This window comes from Carboxylicivirga linearis, from assembly GCF_018271995.1.
Taxonomy (GTDB): Bacteria; Bacteroidota; Bacteroidia; order Bacteroidales; family Marinilabiliaceae; genus Carboxylicivirga; species Carboxylicivirga linearis.
This window is the reverse complement of sequence record NZ_JAGUCO010000006.1, coordinates 48,037-69,477: the sequence shown is the minus strand read 5'-3', so window position 1 is coordinate 69,477 and position 21,441 is coordinate 48,037. Positions and strand designations below refer to the sequence as shown.

Sequence of the window (21,441 nt, the reverse complement as noted above, 5' to 3'; positions counted from 1 at the left end):
AGCTGTATCTGCGTGAAGTGCCCCAGGGCCTAGAGCCATTCTTTTAAAGGATTACCCCATTGATGTGCAGGGAACCCGTAATGACTGGTGTAAGGTGAAGCTGGAGGGGTGGGTAATTAAGAAATATATAAGGTAGAAAAGATGTTTAATTAATAGTTAAAAATTAGAATATGAAAAAGTTAACTTTCTTATTTTGGTTGATTGTATTTTTTGGGAATCTAACAGCTCAAGAAACATTAAGGTATATTAATGTATTAAATCCAGTAATAGAAATTGCAGCTCCTAGCAAAGATGGAAACAGTTTTTATCATTTCTATTATTCGTTTAATTGGTCAAGTGATTCTTCATTATATGCAAGTTCATTGAATCCTAGAATTGAAGAACTAGAGTTTTATAATTTTGGGGCAGAAAACCCATTCAGAAAATTTGATGCCACAACAGACTCTGAAAATCAGGTTGAATTCAAGATTAATTCGAAAGATATCAATTCTTATGACCAAGTGCAATATGTAGTAAGATGGGAAATTTCAAATCAAAATGGGCAACGACTCAGTTATAAGACACAACCTAGAACATTGAGAATGCGATTTAATACGGATATTGATCTTAGAGTTGATGTATCAAGTGATGGCATTTATTATCTTAATGATATTAATAAACCACGAATTAAGATAAAAACAACACGTGATGGTATACAGGTAAAAAGACTTAAGTTATTATTGCAACCGCGAGAAGACGCAACGTGTGTGGCAGAAGTTAATAATGATATAATTAGAGTTAATTCAAATGTTTTTACGGAATTGGAATTTAATTCATTAGATAATTTAAAAGAGTCAAAGGAATATTATCTGTATGGTAGTTTTATTGATAATGATGCAAAAATAGAGGTTTCATACCCACTTCCTAATAATGATAATAATAAATTTAAAATACATAAAAAACCGATTATTACCATTAAACCATTAATTCCCGAAGGAAAAAATATTGTTATTCAAGGAGAGTTCGATTTTGAGAAAGTTTTTGATGCAACTGGAGCTGCATTAGAAATAACTGCTAGTTTGCAAAGAGGAGAATATGTTTATAGCAAATATAAATTGGTTGATTTGAAAAATGATAGATGGAGATTGACTATACCTGACAACGCTGATATTCCTTTCGGAACTCATGACCTTTTATTTACAGGAGTAGGTAAAGCCGGAGTGCCATTTCAATCAGTTATGTTTTCTTTTACAAAAACTCCAATTAAGCGAAAATTCATACAATTAGAGGTAAATGACGATACCTATGAAGTTAAATCAGAATTCTCTTCGGCACCAAAAAGTAAGGTATATCTGGTTGTTGATGGGGTGGATATTGAGATGAATAAGTCAGCATCGGATCCTAACCAATATTCAATTCTTTTTTCTCTTAATGATAAAACAATGCAAAAGATATCTCAGAGTATTAAAAATCAATCAGATAATAAAAAAACTGTTTTAATTACTACAAAAGTAAATGGTATTGAAGAAAATAGTTATTTGGCGAAAAATGCAATTGTTGTTGACGTAAATGATCTAAAAGGTAGGAATAGATCTCAGATAAAAGAATATTTAGAGGAAATCGGATTTGAAGAGAATTTAAATGCTTTAGCGAAGAGTATTTCTGAAGAATTAAAAAAGGAAGATAGTGATAGAGATTGGGATTCGAATGTTTGGTCTTCACTTATAGAATGGGCTCCAAAAGCTATATCTCTTGTTCTAATGCTTGTTTAATAATCAATTCAATTATTAAATAATACTATGATAGTACAAAGGAAGAAGTGATATCTTTTGCAAACCTAAATAACATAAACTAAATTAGTAGGGAACAAACAAAGCCCTAATGCAATACAAACTAAAACCTATAAGAATATAGAATGCAATAGCACAGTTGAAAAACTGGTGTTATTGCATTTTTTTTAATACATAAATTTATGGGTAACTATCATATAGCAAGATGCCATATAACAGGATTAGAAACTAAGAATTATCCTTCAAGTTTTGATTTAGTAGAGTATACAATTAATACTGGAGGAAGAGATCAGTTTTTTAGATTTCATTATGATCATGTGAATAGTGAATTTGTTGAGAAGAATAAGTACATTCTTTATGGCCTAATTTTAAATGATAAATTTCCTCAGGAATATTGCCGATTAGGTAATGAATCTGTTCTTACTAATGAAATATTAGAGAGAATGATTAGAGAAGCTAATGTTCCAATTTTTCCTGAAGAAAAGATTACTAATCTGATGCTTTACTTGCATTCTAGTCAAGATTTTGAAGGGGCACAGATTGATCTTAGATATGACTATGATGATTTATCAAAGAGGTTATACTTTAAGAATAATGACGAACTCTATTTTTATTTTTCTACATTAAAAGAACAAGAATTAGTCACATTAAAAACATCCATTACAAAGCAAGGAAAATCAGCTGGGATAGTTCAGCTTACATTTAAAGGTTTGAAATATGTTGTTGAATCAATAGAAAATGGTGCCAAGTCTAAAAATTGTTTTATAGCTATGTCATTTTCGGATCAATCACAAGATTTAAGAAGCACTATAAAAAGTGTGGTGAGTAAGTGCGGTTATAAACCAATAATTGTTGATGAGATTCATTATGATAGTGATTTAACTATTAATGATGCAATTATTAGATATATTAAAAAAAGTAAGTTTTTAATTGCCGACTTTACAGAACAGAAACACGGAGTATATTTTGAAGCAGGATATGCATTAGGTTTAAAAAGGCCTGTTATTTATTCTTGCTTAGAAAGTGATTTTCATCAAACACATTTCGATACGAATCATTATCCTCATATAGTTTATAAAGATCTAAAAGAATTAGAAATCAAATTACATGATAAGATAAAAGCTTGGATCGATTAATATTATTCTGTAATAACCATATCTTATGAAAACCTCACTTTACATCCTTTTAATTTCAGCACTATTAACCTCCTGTCATCAGAAACCTACAACCGTTTTGGGCTATCAGGGAACAGGATCAGAAATGGCAGATTTTGCTTTAGAAGAAGAAATACCCATAACCAGCCAGGAACTTGCCAATTCACCTGCACCACCTATGCCGGAATTGCCTGTAGAAAGTGCTGTTCAGCAACAGGAAAAGAAGATTATTAAAGATGGCCGTATGGACATTAAGGTGGCGAACCTTGAGACGGCTAAAAGCAGGGTAGATACCTTGTTATTGCGCTGGCAGGGCTATTATGGCAATGAGGCATTAAGTAATTCTACCTATCAATCGTCGTATGATCTAACCATTCGAATTCCCAGCCGTTATTTCGAGTTATTTATTACAGCATTGGAAAAAGGCGGAGGAGAAGTACAGTATAAAAATATTGATGCCCGTGATGTCACTACCCAGTTTATTGATCTGGAGACCCGATTGGCCAATAAAAAGAGTTACCTGGCGCGGTATAACCAACTGCTTAATAAAGCCAATACTGTTGAGGAAATATTGAAGATAGAAGAAAAGATCCGTCGTATTGAAGAAGAGATTGAAAGCACCACCGGCACATTAAAATACCTGAGTAGTCAGGTTAATTTTAGTACTCTTAGGCTAACGCTCACTCAGGAAAAGGAATTTACCTATGTAGCCAAAAAAAGAGATTCGTTTTTGGAGCGTTTAAAAATGTCGCTATCCAAAGGCTGGTTTGCTTTTGTTGATTTTTTGTTATTTATGATTCGACTATGGCCATTCTGGATTTTGGCAATTGGTATCGTTTGGTTATGGAAGAATTGGAAGCGTAAGAAGAAGAACATGTAATACCCCGAATTCCTCGATAGTTATAGAAGGGACGGTAAGCGTTTGATCAAATCATCATAAATTGCATATTTTTTAAGTAAAGTAAACCTCACAATAATGGATGACCACACATATGATCCTTTCGACGATATTCGCAATCAGTTAAAAAAGACACGCCGTCAGTTATTACCTTTATGGATAAAGATATTTCTTTGGTTCTTTTTAATTACCGGCGGTCTTGCTATCCCTGGTTTATTGGCAGGTTTATTGGGTGCTACCTATAGTATTTCATTGTATGGCTTAGAATCGTATGAACCTATCTCACCTGTTGGATTACTCCTTTCAATAATTTTTATTGTAAAGGCAATTACAGCTTTTGCTTTATGGACTGAAAAAGATTGGGCTATTCAGCTGGCATTATTCGATGGATATGCAGGAATATTAGTTTGTGGTATCATGATGTTTGTTTATCCCTTCCTGAATCTTGCAAACGGTTTTCATTTTAATTTACGCCTTGAACTAATCGCCTTGATACCATTTGTAATTAAAATGCACGATATACAAAAGGAATGGAATGGGGCTAAGGTCACAGCCTAATCTGTTTTCATTTTATTTAATTGATTTAGGTTTGTGTATTCACATAAAATAATAGGATCTGATTTATATATCTGACAGAATCACTTAATTGATCTCTCTCAGCAAATCATTTTATATTAAAAACTACACATCCTCACTTAGAGATAGTTTTAAAGTGTAATATTCATTATAAATATGAGTATTGGATTGTTATGTCTTGATAATTAACATGAAAGGTTGCTTTGGTGTAGCTGAGGTGGATAAATAGGTAAAGGTTTAGGATAATTAGATAACGAGCTTGCAGAAAAGCCCTTATATGCTTAAGTTGGCCTTAAATGATATGGGGATGTCATTTTTTGATACGTCTGTTTTTTATGAACATACTAACATTGCATAGTTGTTTAATCAACTTGATAATATGTGATATACATGTTTCAACAAGTTAAATTAACAAAGCAAGTATTTTAGATTTTGCTAGTGATGTGAAGGTGCATCTACTCCCTTAATGATGCACATGATGGAAGAAGAATTTAAAGGAGTTTGAACAATTTTCCATATCTTAATGTCAATTGCAGAATAATTTTGCCCTATCATATTACGATAGCTAACAGTGTAAGGATTTATTTCAAGAGATTGTATAATGAGATAGAATTAGGCTAACTCTAATTTTTCAAAAAATGAATGCTATGAAGATCCAGGAAGATATATTTAGTAGAGTCCGTATTTCAAAAAGATTTATCCCATTAAGATCTATTTTTTCTGAGAAGAAGGATACCACAAATGGTATTGAGCCCGATACAGCTATAGATAAACCAAATATGGTTTTAATAGGAGATGAGTATCTTTTGCAGAGTGATTTCAAAATGCAATTATCAAAGGATTTTAATCTTTCAATGGGATCAACAGAATTCTATAAAGTTAACTTTGTAGAATTACAAGATGCAGACGTTATCGTTTTAGACTTAAGTTTTAATAGTTTAGAATTAGGAAGAATAATTAAGGCTCACCCTCATATTTCACGTATTCCTTTACTATTTACCACATTAATAAATGATTCATTTAAGGAGCTTCAGGGCTTAAAACTGGGAGCCATAGACGTTGTATCTTTACCTGTTAATTATAGTGTTTTTAAGTATAAGATTTTAAATGTTCTTAATCATATAAGTACTAACAAGATTGATGAAATTAATGAAGCTGCCACTGATGAAGCTGAATCTGGTTCTTATCAGGATGATTTTGTCAACAAGGCAATAACGGTCATAAAGGATAATATTGATAAACATGATTATTGTGTGGCTGAATTGGCTGATTCTCTCTGTGTTTCCTATACGATGTTATACCGAAAAATTAAAAAACAAACGGGTTATACAGCCAAGCAATTTATTAGAGTACAGCGATTAAGAATATCAGAATCGATGTTGAAAAAGAGTGATAAAACCATTTCTGAAGTTGCTTACATGGTTGGTTTTACTTCTCCAGGTTATTTTTCAAAGTGTTTTAGCGAACATTTTGGTTATTTGCCATCCGAAATACAGAGAGAAGCTGTATAATAATATGTTATTCATTTTTCCACCTATACTGTTTTTACAAAATAGCTATTGAAACAATTAAGGAAGTTGATTCATCCTTATTGATTGTTGTCTTTACTTAGATCTGTTTTTGTACATTTGAGATCGTAATAAACGTTCCCATGGAATTTTATTATTGCTGTAAAAACAGAACCGTGAGATAAATGAATATCGGATACTCAAGAATATTATTTGCACTTTTAATATTATTTCTTCCATATGGGCTGCGGGCTCAGATTAATTCATTTAAGAAAATAAGAGTTGAAGATGGATTATCAAGCAATTATATAAAATCTGTTCACATTGATGAGTTCGGTTATGTTTGGTTGGCTACATTGGAAGGACTCGACCGTTTTGACGGAGTAACAATCAGGTCTTTTTCGGAAAAATTCCCTACTAATAAGGTAAGTATTAACTGTTTTGCCAACGATCCGGATAAAGGTATTTGGTTTGGTTCTGATGATCAATTGTTTTATTGGGATTTTATTAACCCATTTTTCGAGTCTTATCAAATAGTTACTAATGAAAATAAAATTAAGTGTCTGATATCAAGTCCTGCAGATACAAGTATTTACATTGGAACCAGCAAAGGGGTGTCAAAAATAAATGTTCAAACAAAAGCAATTCAGCAGGTTGTTAATGAAGGAGTTATAACAAGCACGTATCTTTCAGCCGATAAAACAAAATTGTACATTGCCAGCCTTGATAAAGGATTGATCGAGTACGATATTGCTCGTAATACAACAGGTTATTATGCTACAAATAATTTTGGCGGAGGATTGGTTGCTATCACAGGTTATCTTGAGAATTTAGTGTTGGCAACGGATACAAAACAACTTTTTTTATTTGATACAGATTCAAAAAAAATAACTGAATTACCTGTTATTGTTAACGATTATATTCTAACACTCACTTTTGATCTTGTCAATAATAATTTGTGCATCGGAACAGATGGAGGAGGTTTAATATTATACAATATTGATTCAAAAACGAGCAAGCTAATTTCTCACGACAGTTCCAACCCATCATCTTTAAGTTCCAACTCAATTTATTCAGTTCTGGTTGATGCTGATGGACGATTTTGGATTGGATCTTATGCTGCAGGTTTAAATTATAGCAATCGTATTAATGGCTCAATTAAGGTTTCATCCAAGGTAGGAGAGTTATTTATTGGCCAACAAAGTATTCGATCGTTCTATTTTGGTAAGCACAACTTGAAGATGATCGGTACTCGGGATGGATTGTTTGTGAGCAACCCGGATAAAGGGATAAGCAAATTTTATCGAAAGGACGATGTTGACGCCTTGAGGTCCGATATTATACTTAGTTTTTATCCTCTTACGGAGAATAATATTCTGGTGGGTACTTACGGAGGAGGAATAAGTTTGTATGACGTTGCAAGTGATGAGTTGATCAATTATCGCACGGAAAAAGATTTTCTGTCGGGAGCAATATATGGCATTGTTAAAGACGCCAATAATGTTAGATGGATATTAAGTTTAAATGGTTTATACAAAATTGATGGCTCTGGTGAAGCTCAGGTTTTTACAGAATCTAATTCAGATATAATAAGTAACCAATTATATGCCGGTTATATAGACAGTAAAAATCGTCTTTGGCTTGGGAGTATGATTGGAACAGCTATTTATGATATTTCAACCGGAATTCCGAAACGTATTGTTACAGCAATCGGCCTTCCGTTAGATAAAACAGTAGCGTTCTTCGAAGATTCTAAAAGTAATATATGGGTTTCTACCGAAAAAGGAGGTTTGGATCAGGTATCGTCAGATTTGAATAAAATACAAGCCTATAAACAGACCGATGGATTGGTCAATAATTCTATTTCCTCTGTTGCTGAATCCCCTGAAGGCGTTTTATGGGTAGCAACATTGAAAGGCTTAAGCCGCTTTGACGTGGAACATAAGGTGTTTCAATCTTATTCTCTTTCCGACGGATTACCAGGCTTGGCATTTAATCCTAATGCTGTTATGAATAGCATCTCAGAGGATGGTCAATTATGGTTTGGAAATGAAAAAGGCCTTGTACATTTTCAACCGGATAGTTTGATAAAAGATCCCATAAGAAAGAAAGTACTGATTACTGATATTTTTGTAAATGGTAATCGGTTTATAGCTTCAGATGAAAAGGGAGCAAAGGAACCTGTAGAAGAACTATCGTATCTCAACCTGAAGGGAGCAGAGAATAACCTTGGTTTTCGTTTTGTAGCACTCAATTATTATGCTCAGTCCGACAATGTATACTTATATCGTTTAAAAGGGGAGGATGATAATTGGAAAGTTCTCAAGGGCGACAATCAGGTTTTTTATCAGAGTTTAAAAGCAGGTAAGTATGTCTTTGAGGTTTGTCTGGCAAAAGGCAATGAAAGTCCTGATTTAAATACAATCAGACAATTGAAAGTAACTATATCTCCTGTGTTTTATCGGAATCCCTTCTGGCAGGCAGTAATAGTTCTCGCGGTATTGTTGATTATTTTATGGATGGGTTACAATATAAAAAAAGGTAAGCCCAAAGAAAAAGAGGAGACTAAAAAATATGAATCCTCGCGACTCACATCAGAGAAGAGTCAGGCAATGCTAGAAAAGATAAGTCAGTTTATCATACAAAAGGAGTTGTATTTAAATGTTGATTTGAAAATAGCCGATTTAGCTAAAGAGCTTGGGTGCTCTTCCAATGAAATATCACAGTCTATCAATCAAAACCTTCATATTACATTCAACGAATTTATCAACGGTTTTAGGGTGAAAAAAGTAATTGAACTGATGGGTAATCCCGAATATTCAAAATTTACTTTGGTTGCATTGGCTCAAAATTGTGGATTTAATTCAAAAACGTCATTCTACCGAATTTTTAAGAAAGAAACCGGTTATACACCTGCCGAATACCATAAAAGATTCATTTCTAAAGAGGATCTTTAACAGATAAAAGAAGTCCCAAATTAGTAAAATGATACCCAAAAGGTCGATTTTGTTTCATTAAAATCAAGATCTCGCCTTTACTTTGCATTAATCAGCAATACCTAGTTAATCTAAATCCGATGTTGCAAATGAAATCGATATTAAAAATATTAACCTTCTGTATTGTTCTCATAATTCCCAATGGTAATTTGATAGCTGAACGATTATTGAAAACATATGTTGCACCGGAGGGTGCCCTGTTGAACGATGATTTTACAGTTCAGGTGAGATTAACCGATGGCAAATGGCAAACAATACCAACTTATCTTACCAAGGTTGATGAAGTAAGGAATGGTAAACACACTGTTGAGAAGTCTTCAATGGCATTTTTCGATTTCAATGGTAAAATTGAAGTGAAGGTTACCAATAACAAAGGATTGATCTCAACAAGCAAAGTCAGGCCTTTATCATTAGATATACAACCCCAGGTTTCTAAAAAGCAATTAACATTTTTTCTTGATCAACCTCAAAACCTCTCTATCGAAGTAAATGGAGATATCTTTCATAACCTGCATCTTTTTGCCAATCCAATTGAAGATATCGTGCCGGATGCAAATGACAAGAATGTTATATTTTTTGGCAAGGGTATTCATAACCTGGAAGATGGAAAGCTTTTTGTTCCATCTGGGAAAACCGTTTATATAGCTGGTGATGCCATTGTGCGAGGTCAGATTTTTATACACAATGCTGATAACGTTAAGGTAATTGGCAGGGGTATGATAGAACACACTGTTAAGATGGGGGTACATATTGCTAACTCTAAAAATGTGTTGGTTGAAGGTATATTTACAACTCAATGTGCTACCGGAGGATCCGATTCAGTTGTTATTAGTAACGTAAAAAGCATCAGCTATTTTGGATGGGGTGATGGGTTGAATGTTTTTGCCAGCAACAATGTGCTATTCGACAGGGTTTTTTGCCGAAATTCCGACGACTGCACAACAGTGTATGCCACCCGAAAAGGATTTAACGGAGCAAGCCGAAATATTACCATGCAGAATTCAGTGCTTTGGGCCGATGTAGCACATCCCATTTTTATTGGTATTCATGGTAATGCTGATTCAACCGATGTTATTGAAAACTTGCTTTATAAAAACATTGATATACTCGATCATAAAGAACAGCAAATCGATTATCAGGGTTGCCTGGCAATTAATGGGGGAGACAATAACATCATCAGAAACGTTAGGTTTGAGAACATCAGAATTGAAAATTTCAGACAGGGGCAATTGGTGAATCTTCGAATTTTTTATAACCAAAAGTACTGCAAGGCACCGGGTAAAAGTATTGAGAATATCTATTTTAAGGATATTTCATACTTTGGTGATAACGCCGAATTATCAATTATTTCAGGATATAATAATGAACGACAGGTGAAAAATGTGGTATTCGAGAACCTGGTTATAAACGGAGACACCATTCATGACAATATGAAGGGCAAACCACCTTGGTATAAAACTTCTGATTTTGCACGAATATATATAGGTGAACACGCAGAGAATATACAATTTATAAAAACAGATCATTAAAAGATTTTTGTTGCAGAAGTGCAATTGGGTTTGATTGCCATCAGGCATCACCTTCATAATAATTAGCAGAGAAATTGAATATAACTCAACACTAAAAAGTGTTGCAATAGAATTTTATTGAATGAATATTAACAGAATACATATAGTAATTGCATTGATTGTTAGTGTAATAGTGCTGAGTTCTTGTGAAAGTAGCATAAATACCAGATGGGTAGATACACAAATTGAATATTGCACTCGCCAGGCTGTTAAAACGCTTAATAATTTACCTGCTGATAGCTTGCCCAGAAATATACTTAGCCTTCAAACCAAATGGAATTGTGTGGATTATAATGATTGGACAAGTGGCTTTTGGCCGGGTGTTTTATGGAATTTGTTTGAGGCTACCGGCGATGATAAATGGAAAGAAGAGGCAATTAAATATACAAGTCTATTGAAGCCTTTAGCTTTTGGCACTCCTAATGACCACGACCTGGGATTTCAGGTTTTCTGTAGTTATGGAAATCAGCAAAAAAACTTATCTGATTCGCTTAGCAAGCAAGTAATTATTGATACATCAAATAAATTGGTAAAGCTATTTAATCCAAAGGTTGGAACCATTCTGTCATGGCCTGCAATGGTCAAAAAAATGCATTGGCCACATAATACCATTATCGATAATATGATGAATCTGGAAATGCTCTTTTGGGCTGCAAAAAATGGAGGAGATTATAGCCAATATGATATTGCTTTTAGTCATGCTGAAGTATCAAGGAAATCTTTGGTAAGAGATAATTTTTCATGTTTTCATGTAGCCGTTTTTGATACTATTGATGGTCATTTAATTAAAGGAGTGACGCATCAGGGATATAATGATAATTCGGTTTGGGCAAGGGGGCAGGCTTGGGGCATCTATGGTTTCACCATGTGCTATCGCGAAACAAACTATTTACCTTTTTTAGCTACGGCTCAGAAGATGGCAGATGTTTTTATTCGTAATATTCCTGAAGGTGAAATTCCCAAATGGGACTTTAATGATCCTTCTATCCAAGCACCCAAAGATGCCTCAGCAGCTTGTATTGCGGCTTCCGCTTTGTTGGAATTATCGCAATTTAGTTCCGACTCGAAACAAGAGAAATATAATACCACCGCCATTCAATTGCTCAAGAAATTATCATCAGAAATCTACCAGAGTAGAAACCATAACTCCTCTTTTCTGATGCATTCTACCGGGCATAAACCTAACAATAGTGAAATAGATGCTTCAATCATTTATGCCGACTACTATTATTTGGAGGCTCTGTTACGATTACGCAAAATGTTAAGACTTAAATCAGATGTTAACTAAAATCAACTCGTATGAATCTTATGGAATCAACCTTAGGGACAGTTAAAATAGCAAACAGACTAACTCATTTAAGAGCCATTGCTGATCAGAGGAATCATACTGAGATTCCTGAACCTAAAGATGTGAAAAACGACCTTCCTCAAATGGTTTTAATCGGAAATAATAATGATATACTAAGTGCTTTTCGCGAACAGTTGTCGAATGATTTTAATCTGACTTCTTGTATTAGTGATTCACGATTTATTTATTGGAATAAGCTATATTCTGCACATGTAATTATTGTCAGTTTAGATGTAAAAGGCTTGCAAATAGCTCAGCTAATTAAGAATAATTCTTCTACTTCCTGCATTCCACTTATATTCTTAACAACAGAAGATAATTATCTAAACGAACGAAAAGGCGTGAAACTGGGGGCAGTTGATATCATATCGGTGCCCGTAAATTTTTACATACTTAAATTTAAGGTGCTTAATATTCTAAAGCATCTGCATTTGAGTCAGAACGAAGTAGTTGATGCAAGTCCTTTATACAACGTAAAGGATGATGATTTTATATGCAGAATACGAGCGGTAATTCAAGAGCATATTGATGATACTGACCTAAACGTGAAAAAGCTAAGCCGTTTGTTATCCTTGTCGCCTAATTACGTATATCGCAGGATTAAAAGAAAGACCGGACTAACAATGAAACGCTTTATTCTAATTGAGCGATTAAAAGTTTCTGCTGTTTTATTAAAAGAGTCCGATAAAAATGTTTCTGAAGTTGCTTATATGGTTGGATTTGAATCACCGGGATATTTTTCCAGATGCTTCAAAGGTTATTATCAATGTAGTCCGAAAGATTTTAAAGATGACGAATCAATACTGCATTACTCCATTGATTAATACAAATCATTGGAATTGATTAGAAAAGAAGGGAAAAAATGAATAAAAATAACAATGGGTGTAGTATATTGATGATTATTATCAAATGATAATCGAGTAGATAGGCATTAATTGAAGGAATATATTAGATGAGAGTTTTAATGAGGTTGTTTGTAATAGTAATTTTTTTAATGAGTCTTATAACTGTTGAGGCACATAACTATTTATTACATACAGATGATAATATTAACAGGCTTAAAAGGCACATAACCACAAATGAATCAGTCAAAAGGTCGTGGCTGAAAATTAGAAACAATGCCAATGAATTAGTAAAAAAAGATCATCTGGCATCAAGAGAATGTGCCACCCTTGCATTGGCTTATCGAATGACAGAGAATGAAAAATATGCCGATGCATTAAAAAGAATCTTACTTGATTACATCCATAAAACCACTTGGGAAGGAAAGCAATTATTAAACCGTAATCCACCATGGCAGGCAGGGTTAGATGTATCGCATACCAGTTTTGATTTAGCAATAGCATATGATTGTATTTATGAATATTTAAACCATGACGAAAGGAGAAAAATTGCAGAAGGCATTGTACGACTGGGAATTAAGCCGGCTATGGATGATTGGTTAAATCCTGAAACCAGTATTCATACATTTGATACTATGGGCCATAATTGGTGGGGAGCCTGTGTGTACATGGCCGGATTTGCTTCTTTAGCAGTTAAAAATGAAATTCCTGAGGCTACAGAATGGGCTATAAATATATCGCAAACCATTAACGAGTGGGTTTCATATCAGGGTAGCGTTTTACAAAATAAACCATCCAATTTCGATAGAGACGGAGGTTTTTATGAGGGTATAAACTATGCTTCCTATGGATTTTCGCAATATATGCTGTTTCGATATGCGTTTCAAAATAGCTTACCTGACAAGAATCTGCCTGATGTTCAGATGATGGAAAAAATGGCCGACTTCTTTATTTATACAACCTACTATACCGAAGAGGGTAGCAGTATGTGTGTTAATTTTGGTGATACTGATATTCGCAGAAATGGTAATTCGGTAGTTTTGTTATTGTGGAACCTTGGTCATCAAAGTGATCTTTACGCCTGGTATCTGCAACGGGTAAATAGCGGAAATCATGCTGAAGGGCTTGAAAGCGAAACACCATTGGGATTAATTTTTCATCCTGAGTTACCCTTACTACCTGTTGATTATGCTCCTGAGAAAGAATTGTCGAAAATGTATTCTGATATTGGATGGGTGGTAATGCGAGATTCATGGCAAAATAACTCCACCATGTTAGCTGTTAAATCTGGTTTTTCGTGGAATCATGCTCATGCCGATGCGGGGTCTTTTATACTTTTTCATAAAGGAAAGAATCTGATTATTGATTCAGGAAACTCAAGTTACGGGCATCCCAGCTATACCCAATACTACGTACAAAGTGAGGCGCATAATGTAATAACATGGAATGAAAAGGCTCAGGAACAGAAAGATCAGTATTATGGAGTATCCAATTCCGGAAGTGTAAACCATCTGATTGATAATGGTTTTTATAAATATGTTATGGCTGATGCAACCGGGCCCACTGCTCGTTATTTTAGTAGAAATCATCGTCATTTTTTATGGGTTGGAGACGTAATTTTAATCATTGATGAAGTAGAAAGTTATGAACCCGGGAGCTTTGAGTGGCTTCTACATTATAATGGAGAGTCAAAAAGGAATGGCATAGATCTTACAGTAAAAGAGGCTGATGCAGAAATTAAAGTCAGGCCTCTGTTTCCAAATACTTTTCCTGATGGAGGATTACCTCATGATTTTCCTGAGAAGATAAAACTTAAAGAAAAAATTGGGTTAGAAGATCATCAACCGAAAAATGAGAAACCATATTGGTCAGTTTATCAGGATAAGATTACCGACAAAAATACTTTTGTGACAGCTATTATTTTAAGTGATAATGAAAAAAGGCAACCGGTTATAAAAACCTTTGATGGAAAAGATATGCAAGGAGTAAGCATTGCGCAAGGAGATGAGGTAACGAAGGTATTTATCAATCTAAAGGCAGACGGTAGGATCAAGCATAGAAATAGTATCAATTCATTTGATGGATGGGAAACAGATGCATGGATTACTGCTGTTACTTTTAACAGTGAGAATAAGGCTGACATAAATAATTGTAAAAGTTGCTTTATTGCTCATGGGAGTTATCTCAGAAATGAAGATAGGGTGCTGTTGCATGGCCTTTCGAAATATGTTGCAGCTGTGGAATGGCAACCTGAACAGAATAACATTACTATCGACAGCCAAATTCCATTTAAGTTATCTGTTAATCAAAAGGAGGAGGGCCAAAAAGTGTATATCAATAATGTAGATCATGCAGTTGATTATAATCGATCCAACAGATTGGGAACGGTTTACATGGAACGCTGAGACATTTTTCCTATCTTGCTTTGCAAAGATACCGACCCATGATTCTTATTTATAAATTCTTTAAAGAGAGTTTTTTGTTTGCAATCAATGCATTGCGTTCAAATGTATTACGTACAATTCTAACCTTATCGGGTGTTACCATTGGTATTTTCTCCATTATTTCAGTTTTTACTTTGATAGATACACTGGAAAATTCGGTTCGCGAAAGCGTTGAGTCTTTAGGGAATAATGTTATCTATATTCAAAAGTGGCCATGGGCACCACCAGAGGGTGAAACTGAGTATCCATGGTGGCGATATATGAATCGTCGTGTTCCCGGGTTGGATGATTATGAACAAGTGAAGAAAAGGTCGCAGCTGGCAGAAGCAGTTTGTTATGTTATGGCGTCGTCGCGAAGATTGTCATTTGAAAATAATTCGTTTGACAAAGTAGCAGTGATGGGGGTGACTCATAGTTTTGAAGATATATGGAGTTTTGAAATTGGTTCGGGGCGCTATTTTTCACCACAAGAATCGCATAACGGAACCAATATAACTGTTTTAGGAGCTGATATTGCAGAAGAATTATTTCAGGGTACAGATCCTTTGGATCGTGAAGTTAAATTAATGGGAAGAAGACTTAGGGTGGTTGGTGTAATTCAGAAGCAAGGAACAGATATGTTGGGAAACAGTTTGGATAAAAACATACTGATACCAGTTAACTTTGCTAAAACAATGTTTAACCTTCGCAGCGAATCAGTGCAACCCTTTATTATGGTAAAAGCATTACCGGGTTATTCGTCCGATGATATTAGTGATGAATTAGCAGGTATTATGCGATCAATCCGAAGAATAAAACCTCAAGCTGAAAATGACTTTGCTTTAAATCGCATTAGTTTAGTTCAGAAAGGATTGAATGATTTATTTGGAGTGATTGATATTGCCGGTTGGTTTATTGGTGGTTTTTCTATTTTGGTTGGCGGATTTGGTATTGCAAATATCATGTTTGTTTCGGTAAAAGAACGCACCCGAATTATTGGAATTCAAAAAGCATTGGGCGCCAAACGCCGTTTTATACTCTTACAGTTTTTAATTGAAAGTACTGCTTTATCACTCATAGGAGGGTTGGCTGGATTATTAATTATCTTTTTGGGAGTTTTAGTAATTAACCTAGTACTGGATACATCCATTGTTTTAAGCCTCACCAATATTCTAAAAGGATTAGGAATATCTGCTACGATTGGTATTCTGTCAGGTTACCTTCCTGCCTGGAAGGGCTCTAAGATGGATCCGGTGGAAGCTATTAATGCCTTATAAAAAAATACGGCCGTGGCCGTATTTTCATAAGTTAGAGTTAAAATCAGGTTACCTGCTTAAATCCCATCCATCTATTCCAATGGATATACCTACAGAAACAGGATAGATTTCAGGACCTTTATTGTCTTCAAACATAGTTGATAAATAGTAAGTTCCAAATAAATTAATGGCTCTGTATCCCATGCGAACCATTACCCCATAGCGCCAATCACGAATATTAAAATCGCTTGTTTTCTTTTCTTTACCAGGACCTTCATTGTCATTATATTTTACCCGGCTAAACGAATTGATTCTAAATCCGCCAATAACTCCACCTGAAATATAGAACGGACGGTAATGACCCGTAGGAATTTGCATTTCAAGTAATAAAGGAGCATTAATATAGGTAGTTGTGAGTTGATTGGTTTTTATGTTTCTGTCACTCGTATTATAACTTGTATTGCCATTTTCATCTTTCGTAATGATATATGGTCCTGCTAATCGATAACGGGTATGTTCAATTCCTAAACCACTAACTAATCCAATGTTACCTCTGCGCTGAAGCCCAATGCTCCATTGCAAAAAATTCAATCCAAGGCTAAAACTTTGAGCATCGTTCAATGTTAAATAGCTGGCATCATCCGGAAGGTGTGTGGTACCATCGGCGCTTACATAATTGGCAAAACCTAGTTCAATTCCGGTAAAATGACCATTAAATCTCCTGTCTTTATACCGGTATTGTTTCTTACTATTACCCGTACCTATTTCTACATAGGTGTTATTTCCATCTTCTTTTATAATTACTTTGCCACCGGGAATGCGTACTCGTGTTTCATTTCCCCAGTCATCTTCAATAACAATTTGCTTTTGTGTTGTTTGCCTTTCCTCAATTTCTGTTTCTTTGGCTTCGGTTTGATCAATAGGAATATCAAGCAATTGACCTTTTTCATCTATCCATACCATTTGTCCATCCAGCAAAGCTTTTGCTTTACCATCCTCAAAATTCCAAATGTGCGAATAGATGGGAGCGATTACCTCGTTTCCTTCTTCATCAATATACCCCACCTTGCCATCTTTTAAAATTCGTGCCCTACCATTCTCAAAAGACCATATTTGTTGATAGGCAGGAGGTATTATTTCAAATCCTTTTTCATTAATATAGCCTACTTTCCCTTCTTTTAAAACACGAGCTCTTCCATTCTCAAAAGACCATATTTGTTGGTAAACACAAGGCACAACAGCTAATCCTTCGCGATTAAAGTAACCCAGCTTACCGTTTTGCATCACCTTGGCCCAACCATTATTAAATGACCATATTTGATCGTACTCTGCAGGGATAATCACTTTTCCACTTTCGTGATAAACACCGGCTTTTCCTTTTTTCAGAACGCGGAAGAAACCTTCGGAATCAATGTTCCACACCTGATTAAACTGACATGGAACAATAATGTCTCCATTACTTTTTACAACACCCATTTTGTTGTCAAGCATCACCCGGTATAGACCTTCTTTTATTTCCCAGTGGCGATCGTATTTCAATAGCACACTATCGGTAGTTGTTTGTGCTTGTATCGAAAATAAAGGACAAACAAGAAGGATAAAAAGGAACATATAGATTTTGCGAATTTGCATATTTAATCTGTTTAAGTTTAAAAGCTTAATAATGTTACTCCAACAGTATAAGGATAAAGCTCAGGACCTTTATTGGAAGAATAAAAAGTAGAGAAATTATACGATCCGTAAAGTTTAATAAATCGATAACCCATGCGAACCATCACACCATACTGAAAAGGATTTACATTGATATCTTTTTTACTTTTTTCTTTATTCCGCGAACCGCCTTCGTGATATACCATTTTGGTGCGACCCCATAACCTAAATCCGGCATAAGGACCTGCAGAAATAAAGAAACGATGGGCATCGTTAGAGGCTGGTAATTGCCATTCGAGCAACAAAGGAAAGTTGATAAAAGTGGATGTTATTTTGTTTTTAGTAACATCATATTCATCGGGTACAGGAATGCCTTCGGTTACATTCGTGTTCGGGTTTTTCTGGAAGAAGTATGGATTGTCGGTTCGGTAATTGTACCAGCTGATACCCGATCCGATTACAACTCCCAGATTGTTTCTGTTTCGTTGTAAACCAATATTATATTGTAAGAAGTTAATGCTGAAAGTAACGGATTTACCTTGATTTAAATCCATAAACATATCGTTGGCAGGCAAGCTGGTTGAGAAATCGGAATTCATATATCCATTAAAGCCAATGTCAACACCTGCCCAGTGGCCTTTAAATTTCTCTATAGGCAATCGAACCATTCGAACCCTTGCCCGATTATGGTCTTCAATAACGTCAATTCGTCTGCGTCCTACTGTGATTTTGGTAATGGTATCGTTAAATTCATTTACCTCAACTTTTACTCCCGGAACAATCACTTCAGTTCGTTCTCCGTTTTCATTGATGGTTACAATTTTTGTTACGTTTTCGTTTTGTGCAAACAGATTAGTAGTGCATAAAACAATTAGGGTTATAAGTATAGATCGGTTCATAGCTTCCAAAATTTAAGTTTAATTGTTATTCATGAGGTAGGACGGCTTATATCTTTTGAATGTTACAGGTGATGAGAAAAAATTAATCTAATTCAATAATTTGCTTGAGATGCTTTCGATTATTAATGCTTGTTACTTAGATATACTTTAAGTGAACCAATTTTTACGAGATGTTATTCTTATTAAAAATTGCTTCAGAATAAATCTTTTTGAAAAAATATAAGTATATTAATAAAAGAACCTTACATCAATATAATATGCAGGTAGCAATATTTATAGGAAGCCCCAGGAAAAACGGAAACACCTTTGCTATGGCTAATTTATTGGCCGAACAGTTAAAAGATGAAGAGATTGATGTTGATGTGTTTGATTTGTATGATCATGATATTGAGCCTTGCATTGATTGTCGTGAATGTAACAAAGAACAATTAATTTGCATGCAATCTGATGGCATGAAGAAGTTGTATGCAAAGATGGAAGAATCGGATGTTTTGGTATTTGGTACTCCTGTATACTGGTTCGGAGCATCAGGGCGTACTAAGTTGATGATCGATCGCTTTAAACCCTATTTCGTTAACAAAAAACTGTATGGCAAAAAAGCAGCCTTACTTTTACCTTCGGCAGTTCAAATAGATGAAAGAGATTTAACCATTGAGCAGTTTCGTCGATTGTTTAAGGCTTTGGGCATTGAATATTTAGATGCGATTTCGATGGAAGCATATGAAAAGGGTGATGTTTTGAAAAATGAAAATTTCCACAACCTGATTATTGATTTGAAGGATCGTATTTTGCAAAGTCAACACAATGTGTTGGAAAAGTAACAGAGTTACTTATTTGGATTTTTCTGTTTATCATCCGTTCAAGTACTTCAATAACATGCTTTAAAGAGTTGTTAGAATTTTCCTCCAATATATTCGGATCGTATTATCTTAAATAAAGTAAAACTTATTCATTTATAATTCGTTACTTAGAAGCGATATTCTTGTTTTTAAAACAAGAGTGGTAATTAAAAAATGAATAAATGTTTAAGGTTGCAGAAGTAAAAGAAAAAGTTGAGAGTGCATTTGATGTGATTCTAAACGACTTAAAAAACAAAATGAAAAGTGTATATCATCAGCGATCTACGGTTGATGATTTAGCAATAAGGCGCGGGATGCCACCTTTTGTCATGCGCGAAATTATGTCGGCAAATCCGTTTTCGGCAATTATTCCAAAAGAATATGGAGGACTAGGAGGTGATGTAAAAGAAAGCATTGCTTTAATGAGTGCGGCCTCATACGAATCATTGGCTTTATCCTTAACCTTTGGTATTAACATGGCTTTGTTCTTACAGCCGGTTATAAAATCAGGTCAGGAAAAAACAAAAGCTCAGGTGATGAGACGCTTTGTTGAAAAAGGTAATATGGGTGGATTAATGATTACAGAACCTGATTTTGGAAGTGATGCCCTAAGTATGAAAACTCATTATAAAGATCATGGTTCGCATTATCAACTAAATGGTACTAAACATTGGGCTGGTTTAACAGGTTGGGCCGATTACTGGTTACTTACAGCACGAAAAGATACCGGTGATGGAAAACTAGCTCGCGATATCGACTTTTTTGTTTGTGATGTTACTCAGCCCGAGCAACATATTGTAGTAGAAGAGTATTTCGAAAACCTTGGTTTGTATCAGATTCCTTACGGGCGAAACAAAATTGATGTAGAAATTCCAAAAGTACAGAAGTTAGAACCGGAGAATTCAGGTGTTAAAATGATGCTTGACTTGTTACATCGAAGCCGTATGTCGTTTCCGGGAATGGCCATGGGTTTTATTCAGCGTATGTTGGATGAGGCCATTAAGCATTGTCAGCAGCGTTTTGTTGGTGGTAAGAGCTTATTAAATTACGATCAGGTGCAACAACGGTTGGCTGAATTGCAATCGCGTTTTACCATTTGTTCTGCTATGTGTGTTAACAGTAGTGGCAAGGCTGGTTTAAAAAACGATCTTTCAGGGATTGGTATTGAAGCCAATAGTGTAAAAAGTATTGCTACTGATATGATGCAGGCAGCCTCACAAACCTTACTTCAATTAGTGGGAGCCAAGGGGTACAAATTAAATCATATTGCGGGTAGATCAACCGTTGATAGTCGACCATTCCAGATTTTTGAAGGTTCAAATGATATGCTTTATTCACAAATATCGGAAGCTGTTTTGAAATTAATGCGAAAAGCTAAACTCGATAATCTACTGGATTTCTTTAGAAGCTATGACCTGACTCAAAAAGCCAGTGAAGTGGTGAAGGATTTGGTCAATTTTAAAATTGATTTGAATATGCCTCAGCGAAAAATGGTGGAATTGGGTCAGGTAATTGGCCGTATAGTTAGTGTTGATCAGGTGCTGGAATTAAGTAACAAAGGATTTGATTCTAAGCTAACCGATAATGCTATAGAATACCTTCGACAGGAGATTACCAGTATTTTATCTGCCTTTAAATATAATAATTCAGTTCAGGTTATTGAAGATTATAAATATGATAGCAACTGGCTAAACTATGTATAAAACAACAAAAAG

General features: G+C 34.8%; 15 protein-coding genes. 13 read left to right on the top strand and 2 right to left on the bottom strand.

The genetic code is table 11. From position 1 onward, the window contains the following. Positions 1-170 precede the first annotated feature (170 nt). From KEM10_RS10480 to KEM10_RS10430, 11 genes are all read left to right on the top strand, one after another. The gene (locus tag KEM10_RS10480) at positions 171-1,751 is read left to right on the top strand and encodes a hypothetical protein (RefSeq protein WP_212215949.1); all 1,581 of its coding nucleotides are present in this window, start codon (positions 171-173) and stop codon (positions 1,749-1,751) included. 200 nt (positions 1,752-1,951) lie between these two features. Continuing rightward, a complete protein-coding gene (locus tag KEM10_RS10475; protein WP_212215948.1) occupies positions 1,952-2,905 on the top strand; it encodes a hypothetical protein in 954 nt (317 codons plus the stop codon). Positions 2,906-2,930: 25 nt separating this feature from the next. Then, positions 2,931-3,803, top strand: a complete 873-nt coding sequence (locus tag KEM10_RS10470; RefSeq protein WP_212215947.1) for a DUF4349 domain-containing protein — start codon at positions 2,931-2,933, stop codon at positions 3,801-3,803. 96 nt (positions 3,804-3,899) lie between these two features. Continuing rightward, a complete protein-coding gene (locus KEM10_RS10465; protein WP_212215946.1) occupies positions 3,900-4,379 on the top strand; it encodes a hypothetical protein in 480 nt (159 codons plus the stop codon). Between the two features lie 665 nt (positions 4,380-5,044). Next, entirely contained in the window at positions 5,045-5,908 is an 864-nt protein-coding gene (locus KEM10_RS10460) for a helix-turn-helix domain-containing protein (protein ID WP_212215945.1), read from the top strand. Between the two features lie 182 nt (positions 5,909-6,090). Beyond that, the gene (locus KEM10_RS10455; RefSeq protein ID WP_212215944.1) at positions 6,091-8,862 is read left to right on the top strand and encodes a two-component regulator propeller domain-containing protein; all 2,772 of its coding nucleotides are present in this window, start codon (positions 6,091-6,093) and stop codon (positions 8,860-8,862) included. 128 nt (positions 8,863-8,990) lie between these two features. Next, positions 8,991-10,430: a glycoside hydrolase family protein gene (locus KEM10_RS10450; RefSeq protein WP_212215943.1), complete on the top strand. Its 1,440-nt coding sequence runs from the start codon at positions 8,991-8,993 to the stop codon at positions 10,428-10,430. A 121-nt stretch (positions 10,431-10,551) separates the two neighbouring features. Next, positions 10,552-11,757 carry a glycoside hydrolase family 88 protein gene (locus tag KEM10_RS10445; protein ID WP_212215942.1) on the top strand — a complete coding sequence of 402 codons (1,206 nt, stop codon included), beginning with the start codon at positions 10,552-10,554 and terminating at the stop codon, positions 11,755-11,757. 11 nt (positions 11,758-11,768) lie between these two features. After that, complete coding sequence (locus KEM10_RS10440; protein WP_212215941.1) at positions 11,769-12,641, top strand: helix-turn-helix domain-containing protein; 873 nt, start codon at positions 11,769-11,771, stop codon at positions 12,639-12,641. A gap of 170 nt (positions 12,642-12,811) precedes the next feature. Then, positions 12,812-15,064, top strand: coding sequence for a heparinase II/III domain-containing protein (locus KEM10_RS10435; RefSeq protein ID WP_212215940.1), 2,253 nt, complete (start codon positions 12,812-12,814; stop codon positions 15,062-15,064). A gap of 38 nt (positions 15,065-15,102) precedes the next feature. After that, on the top strand, positions 15,103-16,359 hold the full coding sequence (locus tag KEM10_RS10430; protein WP_212215939.1) for an ABC transporter permease: 1,257 nt from the start codon (positions 15,103-15,105) through the stop codon (positions 16,357-16,359). A 48-nt stretch (positions 16,360-16,407) separates the two neighbouring features. On the opposite strand, the gene KEM10_RS10425 is transcribed toward KEM10_RS10430, so the two are convergent. Beyond that, on the bottom strand, positions 16,408-17,970 hold the full coding sequence (locus KEM10_RS10425; RefSeq protein WP_212215938.1) for a WG repeat-containing protein: 1,563 nt from the start codon (positions 17,968-17,970) through the stop codon (positions 16,408-16,410). A gap of 17 nt (positions 17,971-17,987) precedes the next feature. After that, positions 17,988-18,887, bottom strand: a complete 900-nt coding sequence (locus KEM10_RS10420; RefSeq protein ID WP_212215937.1) for a porin family protein — start codon at positions 18,885-18,887, stop codon at positions 17,988-17,990. Positions 18,888-19,144: 257 nt separating this feature from the next. Between KEM10_RS10420 and KEM10_RS10415 the strand changes: the two genes are divergently transcribed. Beyond that, entirely contained in the window at positions 19,145-19,708 is a 564-nt protein-coding gene (locus KEM10_RS10415) for a flavodoxin family protein (protein WP_212215936.1), read from the top strand. Positions 19,709-19,908: 200 nt separating this feature from the next. Next, positions 19,909-21,429 (top strand): acyl-CoA dehydrogenase family protein, encoded by a 1,521-nt coding sequence (locus tag KEM10_RS10410; protein WP_212215935.1) that lies wholly within the window; start codon positions 19,909-19,911, stop codon positions 21,427-21,429. Positions 21,430-21,441 lie beyond the last annotated feature (12 nt).

Coding starts and splice junctions, on each gene's coding strand:
- KEM10_RS10480 (WP_212215949.1), top strand. CDS start 171: ATGAAAAAGTTAACTTTCTTATTTTGGTTGATTGTATTTTTTGGGAAT.
- KEM10_RS10475 (WP_212215948.1), top strand. CDS start 1,952: ATGGGTAACTATCATATAGCAAGATGCCATATAACAGGATTAGAAACT.
- KEM10_RS10470 (WP_212215947.1), top strand. CDS start 2,931: ATGAAAACCTCACTTTACATCCTTTTAATTTCAGCACTATTAACCTCC.
- KEM10_RS10465 (WP_212215946.1), top strand. CDS start 3,900: ATGGATGACCACACATATGATCCTTTCGACGATATTCGCAATCAGTTA.
- KEM10_RS10460 (WP_212215945.1), top strand. CDS start 5,045: ATGAAGATCCAGGAAGATATATTTAGTAGAGTCCGTATTTCAAAAAGA.
- KEM10_RS10455 (WP_212215944.1), top strand. CDS start 6,091: ATGAATATCGGATACTCAAGAATATTATTTGCACTTTTAATATTATTT.
- KEM10_RS10450 (WP_212215943.1), top strand. CDS start 8,991: ATGAAATCGATATTAAAAATATTAACCTTCTGTATTGTTCTCATAATT.
- KEM10_RS10445 (WP_212215942.1), top strand. CDS start 10,552: ATGAATATTAACAGAATACATATAGTAATTGCATTGATTGTTAGTGTA.
- KEM10_RS10440 (WP_212215941.1), top strand. CDS start 11,769: ATGAATCTTATGGAATCAACCTTAGGGACAGTTAAAATAGCAAACAGA.
- KEM10_RS10435 (WP_212215940.1), top strand. CDS start 12,812: ATGAGTCTTATAACTGTTGAGGCACATAACTATTTATTACATACAGAT.
- KEM10_RS10430 (WP_212215939.1), top strand. CDS start 15,103: ATGATTCTTATTTATAAATTCTTTAAAGAGAGTTTTTTGTTTGCAATC.
- KEM10_RS10425 (WP_212215938.1), bottom strand. CDS start 17,970: ATGCAAATTCGCAAAATCTATATGTTCCTTTTTATCCTTCTTGTTTGT.
- KEM10_RS10420 (WP_212215937.1), bottom strand. CDS start 18,887: ATGAACCGATCTATACTTATAACCCTAATTGTTTTATGCACTACTAAT.
- KEM10_RS10415 (WP_212215936.1), top strand. CDS start 19,145: ATGCAGGTAGCAATATTTATAGGAAGCCCCAGGAAAAACGGAAACACC.
- KEM10_RS10410 (WP_212215935.1), top strand. CDS start 19,909: ATGTTTAAGGTTGCAGAAGTAAAAGAAAAAGTTGAGAGTGCATTTGAT.